Below are 1297 nucleotides of genomic sequence, written 5' to 3'. Positions count from 1 at the left end.
GTGCCGGACGCCGTGCCCGATGCCGTGCCGGTCCCGTCGCCGTCGCCCTCGCGGTCGGGGCCGTCGCGGTCGGGGCGGCGGTCCTCCTCGCCGGTGTCGCCGCCCTCGCGGTGGCGGCGGGTGGCGTGCAGGGCGAGCACGACGATGAGGGGGACGACGACGGTGCCGACGCCGATCTGGGACATGGCGACGTCGGGGGCCTGCAGGATCAGGAACAGCACGCCGAGGACCATCCCGTATCCGGACAGGACGATGGCCTGGCGGGCGGGGTTGCGGGTCAGCACGACGGCGGTCGCCATGAGGACGGTCAGGGCGAGCGCGGTGAGGATCAGCGCGTCGGCGAGGGCGCCGGAGAACGGGTCGCTCACGATTCCTCCGTTCCCGGGCCGCCGCTGCTGCGCCCGTTCGCGTTCCGCGGGCCGGGGCGGCGGTGGTCGGCCCTGTCGGCCCTGTCGGCGCGGGCGACGGCCTGGCCGGCGGTGACGACGGTCGCGGGGCCGGTCGCGGCGAGCAGCACCCCGATCACGATGATCTTGACGACGTCGTGCCAGGACGACCAGGGGTGCAGGGCCAGGCCGGCCAGCAGCAGCGGAGCGCCGAGCGCGGTGACGGGCGCGACGGCGTGCAGGCGGCCGGCGGCGCCGGGCGTGCGGGCCAGCCGCAGCCCGGCCAGGACGCAGACGGCGGTGCCGGCCCAGGTGAGGGTGTCGGCGAGGAGGGTCATCGCGGTGGTGTCCCGGTCACGGTCGCTCCGTCCTGTCACAGGGTCCGGCTGAAGAAGCGGGCGAACACCAGCGCCCCGGCGAACGACAGCAGGGCCAGGACGAGGGCGACGTCGAGGTAGGCGGGGCGCCCGTAGGCGGAGGTGAGCAGCGCCAGCACGAGGGTGACCAGGGGGCCGGTGACGATGAGGCCGGCGAGCCGGTCGACGGGGCGTCCGCGCAGGGTGGTCAGCAGCGCGGGCAGCACGGCGCCGGCCAGCAGCACCAGGGCGGGGACGGCGATGCTCATCGCGCCTCCCCGGGACCGTGCCCGCCCGGCCCGCCCGGCTCTTGCGGGCCGTCCGGTGCGCTGGGGGTGCCGGGTTCGTCGGGGCGGTGGGGGACGCGGCGCGGGTCCTGGACGAGGCCGGTGTCGCGCAGCCGCCGCTCGAAGGCGGACGGGTCGCGGCCGAGGCGGTGGACGTTCAGCAGGCCGCGCTCGGGGTCGACGCCGCCGACGAAGGTGGCGGGCGAGGTCGACACCAGCAGGGTGGCGGCGCCGCGGTTGGCGGCGCCGGGCGCGACGGCCAGCGAGG

Annotated in this window: 3 protein-coding genes and 1 pseudogene; all 4 read right to left on the bottom strand. The window is 77.4% G+C overall.

The genetic code is table 11. The features are described from left to right. A partial coding sequence (locus tag ABZ914_RS51515) for a Na(+)/H(+) antiporter subunit B (protein ID WP_500201834.1) occupies positions 1 to 368 on the bottom strand: 368 nt, incomplete at its 3' end. Next, positions 365 to 763, bottom strand: a complete 399-nt coding sequence (locus ABZ914_RS51510) for a monovalent cation/H(+) antiporter subunit G (RefSeq protein WP_500201833.1) — start codon at positions 761 to 763, stop codon at positions 365 to 367. The genes ABZ914_RS51515 and ABZ914_RS51510, both read right to left, overlap by 4 nt. Continuing rightward, entirely contained in the window at positions 760 to 1011 is a 252-nt protein-coding gene (locus tag ABZ914_RS51505; RefSeq protein ID WP_500201832.1) for a monovalent cation/H+ antiporter complex subunit F, read from the bottom strand. The genes ABZ914_RS51510 and ABZ914_RS51505 overlap by 4 nt, the downstream gene beginning before the upstream one ends. Next, a pseudogene (locus ABZ914_RS51500) lies at positions 1008 to 1297 on the bottom strand (hypothetical protein); the annotation flags it as partial. The gene ABZ914_RS51505 and the pseudogene ABZ914_RS51500, both read right to left, overlap by 4 nt.

This window comes from Spirillospora sp. NPDC046719, assembly GCF_040645715.1.
Lineage (GTDB): Bacteria > Actinomycetota > Actinomycetes > Streptosporangiales > Streptosporangiaceae > Spirillospora.
The sequence above is the reverse complement of the archived record's forward strand: the minus strand, read 5'-3'. Positions and strand labels throughout refer to the sequence as shown.